This window comes from Caldivirga sp. MU80, from assembly GCF_001663375.1.
In the GTDB taxonomy this organism is placed as follows: domain Archaea; phylum Thermoproteota; class Thermoprotei; order Thermoproteales; family Thermocladiaceae; genus Caldivirga.
Map to the genome: position 1 here is coordinate 24,554 of NZ_LCTF01000030.1, position 6,460 is coordinate 31,013.

The window sequence follows — 6,460 nt, forward strand, 5'->3', positions numbered from 1 at the left end:
ATTCGATTAAAACCAAGAGATTATTCCTCCAATTAAATGACTCTGGGTAAGCCTTTTACATTTTCCTAGGCGTTATTAAGCATCAATGCATTTTCACTGGCGCTACTGAAGATGTGGGTGTTGTTTGCAACTGGGGGTTAATGAAACTGGGTGAGTGATGAGTAGCTTCATTGGTTCCAAGGCTTATTTTAACTGTTCCATGATGGTTCACAAGGGGTTCTTTAAATAGGGGTGGTTGCCTGAGGGGCCTATGTCCAGTAAATCCGGGAAATACGGAATAACAAAACTACTGCCAATACTCGCAGTGGCCCTAGCCCTCACCCTAGTGGGGGTGGGGCACGCGGTTAAGGCAATATCACTACCCGGTCCACCAGTTCCGCCAACGGTAAAGATAGTTAATCAAACCTACACAATATCACTAAACCTAGCATACGCCCAACCACCATTAACATATGTAAATACTACTGTAAGATCATCATACCCAATGGTATGGTATATGTACCAACTACTTTACAGTACTGTCCCAGCCTACTACGGTATAGCCAGTCAGACGATAACATTCTACATAGTTAACGCCTCGGATATAAAATACCCCAACGGCACTTTAGTGCCTGGCTCCTACTTAAACTACTTCAACACAGCAATTCCAAGTGATATTGGCTTGCTGGTTGGTGAGAGCTTTACAGTGACCACAAACAGTACAGGCGGCTTCACCTATAGCTTCAAGCTACCTGTTTCACCAAAAAGCCTAAACTATTCATCATTCAATGCCAGCTGGATGATTATAGTAACGCTTAACTACAAGGGCTACCAATGGGTCATATTCAACTTCACCACCGCACCCAGCCTACTTGGCGAAGTATTGACTAATTTAACCAGCGCTGCCTCACCACCACATACAGCTTATCTGAAGGCTCCCAACGGTGGACATTACATGATAATGGTGCCTGTTAACGGTACTACCGGTGAATACTACGCAATGCCCATGACCGGCCTGAACGTCATATACATCTGGTTTGGCCTAGACCTAGTCACCACCGCACCGGCGGCTATGGTTTTGTCATCAGTATGGCCTAACCTTGCCCTATCCTTCGCCGAGTACTACAACGGAACACCGATAATAGTCAACTCCTCAATCCCCTACAACCCAATGGCCACTCAGTTCAGCACAGGCATATATGGCGTCCAGTACGTTGCCTTCGGGCCCTTCATATACCTACCCGCTTTGATATTCCAGAAAGGCCACCTGGTAGGCTTCGCCCAGAGTGGTTCAAGTAACCCAGTCTACTTCACGATAAACGTAACCTACAAGTACTACAACCCAGGTACACAAGGCTACGTAACAGTCCCAGTATACTCAACTACTAACTACGTCTATGGGGGTTACTACAACGGTAGCCTACTGCTTGGTGGCACATTAGTTGGCTATGACTTCTACTTTGATGACTTTATTATTGTCTCATCATACTTCCCGTATGGTCTCCCTGACCTAGTTGTTGCAGGTGGCTTAATCACGATACAGGCTATGAACATATTAGACATTAAGGGTAATTTACTGGCCAGTTCAACCTACATGTTCTCACCAACAGCATCGCTGCTCTTTGAGGTTACCTTAGGTCCGCAGTACAGTCAGATACTGTTCGGTCCATTACCCATAAGCTTCCTATTCCAAGGCTTCACAATACCTGCGGTTGAATTCACTGGTGCTGTATACGCCAGTCCGTCATCACCAAAGGCACCGTCAGCCACTCCAATTTCGCCACAGCATATGGCGCTTAGTATTGAGCTTCAGACCACTAGTGGCACCTGGGATGTGGCCTTCTTGAACCTATCAGCCCTAGTTAACCTCGCCATACAGAGCAACACACCCAACGTGGTTATAGAGGATATCTACACTTCGCTACTTCCAGTCACATTCTTCGTAACTCAATACACCCATGGTGTCCCAGCCACGATGCAGGAGCCCCTGCTTGTTGAGAAGGCACAGCAGCTTAAGGCAATGCTCTACGCCGGCCCAAGCATAAGCAGCCTAAGCCTATTGGCAACAGGCCAGGTAGTGTATTTGAGTGAACCAGGTATTACAACACCTAGCACTGTGGCCGTATTCCCAACGCTACAAGTCTACCACATAGCTTATGGTAACTTAGCCCAGTCACCGGTAATTGAGCTACCTGTACCCACATTCATGGGTACATTCAGTTCAGCATACGTTACGTCAAGCAGTTCAGGTGTCCTAACAATTTCATCGCCGGTTTACTACAACACCACGGCTACAGTCTACTTCAACTTGCAACTCTACTACGGCACAATAATGGTTGGTTCAGGTGTCTTCAGCGCAACTTACACATATAACAGCACCTTCGGCTTTGCACCAGCTGCCGTTAACAGCTACCTAATTGCCCCAGTCTTCAAGGCTTACTACGGTAGTGGGACTGGGGCCAACAATACACTGTATGCAGTAGGCCCCGAGAAGCAGATAGCTGTAGCCACCGGTACTATACTATCTGAGACTGCCTACACGGCTGTGCAGGTTATGCTGTATAAGGTTGAGTTCGTTAACCTATGCAACCAGACCCTGACTCAGGGTGTTGTTGAGGTTTCAACACCTTACGGAACCTTCAACCTATCCCTAGCCTTCGCCTACCCATACACCGTGCTCCAGTACCCAGTGCAGGTCAACATGTGGGGTGTACCAGTATCCACAGTGACCCCAACGGCCAGCTTCACCCTGTACTACTTCGGCTACGTAATGCCACCTGTCAACCCATTCACAAGGCAGGCCATAACAACACCAATAACACTACAGCCAACGGTTGTTAACCTAGTCTACTTCCCACTGATTGACATAGTCTTCCAGGTGGTGACCAATGCCACAACGCCACCGACGCCGCTGCCTGGCTTCGTTGTTGCTGCCTACAGCTCGGTCACTGGTCAGAAGATGTTTGAGGGTATTAGCAACGGCACAACAGAGTACGTGGCCAGCGGCCATATTGTGGGCTTCCAGCTACCACCACCGAATCCGGTCACTGGGTTGCCTAACTACGGCACCGTGCTGATAATGAATGTGCCAATTAACGCGAGCTACATAATGCCTAACAGCTACTTCGCGCTGAAGGTTAGGACAATTTCACCAAGCACCGAGGCAACTTGGACGTACAGCTACCTACAGTACCTGTGGAACCAGACCTACAGCCAGTACTCAGCCTGGCTGGGCCTACCAAGTGGTGTAACGGCCTACACCTTCGGTACCAGGGGTCAGATTGACGAGGACTTGATGGTTTACTACAACTCAATGTACTCAATACCGGTTAACACGTCCTGCTACTACACATTTGAGCTACCTGTCTACGTGGAGAACCTACACGTCTACGTAGTTGACACGCAGAACAACGTACTGGCCAACCAGTTAGTCTACCCAGCCAGCCTACTGCCAGGTGCGGCAACCTGGATGAACACAACGCTTGTTATCTACGACGCCTACAGCCCATACAATGGCTCAAGCGTCTGGTACCAGTACCCGAACTACGCTTGGAACCTAACCTTCTTCAGCCTAATAGGCATAGCTGGCGCCAAGCCACTCTACACCAGGTTAGCCGGCATATTCTACAACCTAACGTCAATAGCCCTAGGCGAGGGCCTGTACAGTGACGTCCTAAACAACCAGTCATACCTATTAACCGCAGTCTACCTGGCCAATGCATCAAGCAGCAGCCCATACGCAATATTCAAGGTACCGTCATACCCATATGGCAAGGCCATTGAGGGCTACCTGGCTAGGTTATTCATGCCTAACCAGGTCTTGTACGGTAAGGTGTTCTACCTAGGCTACGAGGTCTTCAGCGGCAACGTAATAGTGCCACCGCCTGGAATGATAACCCTAGTCTACGCAAACGGCACCATTGAGTTCGTTAGCAGCTACACGGTTTACGTCGGCGGGCAAGCAGTGTCAGTACCACCCAACTCAATAGTCATAGTTAGCAGTGTCTACCCAACCACGATAAGCGTCAAGAGCAAGAGCCTATTCTACAACGTACCAAACACGGTGGTTGCAATAACCTTCTACGATGCATTGTTCAAGGTATTCATACCCAGCAACACGGTGCCAAGTAGCATAATTAACTGGGCCCAGAGCTACCTAGGTACTGCGTTAGCTCCATTCGAGACCGTGAGCCAGGCCTATGCCATAGCGCCAACCTACATTGCCGAGTACGGCACGGATTACATAGCTAATTTGATTGACTACTCCAAGTACGCCTCACCGTACCCTGAGTACGCCCTAATAAGCTACTACCTACCAAACCTGGAGGGTGAAGTATTCGCCCCAGGTCAGATGCCTATGCTGCTGCCCATGAGCAACTTCATATGGAATGGCACAGCCTACATAACCAACGTTACCGTTGGTTCATCAATATTCTCATTCACCACCACCGGCACTAAGTACGTCACTGAACCGTACGTCAGCCTACTGTGGCCACCGGCCCTATCAGATGCGGTTAAGTTGAATGAGTTATCAGCCGAGGTCACACTGACACCCAGTACCCCAGTGTCCACTGGTACATTCAACTCATTCAACAGTAGCGTAACCGTATCATTCTCACCGTCAACGGCCGCCCTGGCGTTAAGGACCTTCGAAGCCTACATATACGTTGAGCCGGGTAGTTCAATAATCAACGCAACCGCCGTAATACAGCTGCTGGTCACCAACAGCACCGGCACTTACGCCGTCGACGTGGCCACTAAGAACTTGACGCTGTACTACAACCTAGCCGTGGGCAGGTGGGTGCCCATGGCCTTCACAGTGAGCATCCCAAGCATACTAACCCAGTTAACCAACGTAACAGCCGCCAAACTGCTAACACAGGTGTTAGCTCACACAGCTAGCATAACCAGCGAGAATGTCATAATAACGGTTTACGGTGTTGGCTCAGGCTGGGCCTTCGAGACTCAGCCAGTCCTATCAACTTCAATGGGCGGCTACCTATCACGTAGCAGCACTACCGTGTATACCACAGGCTCTGGGGCAAGCCAGAGCCTAGTATGGTGGAGTATAGTTCCGGTTAACGCCACGACGCTGCCCTTCGCCACAGCCAGCACTCCTGTTGGCTGGGCCAACTACTTCGGTTCACCATTCACGCTACTGGTTTCAATAGGCCCAAGCGGCACAGCCCTAGTTGACATACCAACCTACGCACCCAACACCGCCGGCTACACGCCAATACTGCCAACCTACAACCTAACCGAGATACTGGTCAGCTACACAAGCCTAGCCCAAAGCATTGGCGCCGCGGCGACCGGTAACGAGGCAGCTAATGCACTGTACTTCGCGAGGATAGCCAGGGTCTACGTATTAGGCACTCGGAACACGCCAAACCAGCCAAGCTGGCTATCAGTAACAGTGACGGGTTATGCGCCAACCAATGCCATAGTCACCCTACCCTACGTTAACGCCTCAGTGTTCACTGTGCTAAACGCCTACAACGTCACGGGTAATTGGAGCACCATATACGTGAGCTCACTACCAAATGGCACGGTAACCGCCACTGTCAGCGGTGACATGAGTGAGGGTGTACCTGGAGTTGGCTTCGGCACTGGCGCCGGCTTCTGGCCGCTGTATGCACTGTACGGCGTTGTTGAGGGTAAGGCGCTGGGCAGTAACGTGGATGTGTCAACTAACTCACTGGCATTACCCACAGTGTACCTTGAGGGTATACAGGTGTACAACACAATGACCCCACCGTCACCGATACCGTATGCAACAGTCAGCGCAGGTGTTAACGCCACAGGCTACGTATTCTACGTTAATGGCACGGAGGTGGGCAAACCCTACACTTACGCCACGCCAATGTCACTACCCTTCGGTGCCATAACCACGCTGCCAGCCATGTACATATTTGGTTCAACCTTCTCAGTGAACGCAACCAGGGTATTGGCAGCCCTAAAGAGCAGTACGACCCCGACCAACGTCTTGGCATTCGTTGAGCCATCAATGGACCTAAGCATATCGTACTACGTAAAGTACGTGTATAACGTGACTTACACAAGCTACACCAAGAGCTTCGTATTCTACCTATACAACTACAAGGGCCAGCCAGTGACGGTCAATGGATACACCGGTGAATTGCCACTAAGTGCAGTGCAGAGCTTCATAACGCCGATAGTGGCCAGTAAGTCAATTAACGTTTACATACCGTTCGTTGAACTATACGCCGGCACAAACGCTATTGTGACGAGAGCCTACGTGAGCGGCGGCTACTATAGGCTTGTTGGTAAGGAGTTGGGTGGCTGGGTTGATGAGGGCATGACGTTCCCAACCACTGACGGCGACCAGTACGTCAAGACAACCCTAGCCGGTAGCTTCACAGTGACCGTGTACTACGCCCCGTTAACCATGGTGCAGGACTGGAACAGTAGACCACTTGCAAACCAGACCGTTGCGGTGTTCTTCGGTAATAGCCTAGTC

General features: G+C 50.2%; 1 protein-coding gene. It reads left to right on the forward strand.

Going from position 1 to position 6,460, the window contains the following annotated elements:
- Positions 1 to 250: 250 nt before the first annotated feature.
- On the forward strand, positions 251 to 6,460 hold a 6,210-nt coding region (locus AAX04_RS08855), incomplete at its 3' end, for a hypothetical protein (RefSeq protein ID WP_066797077.1).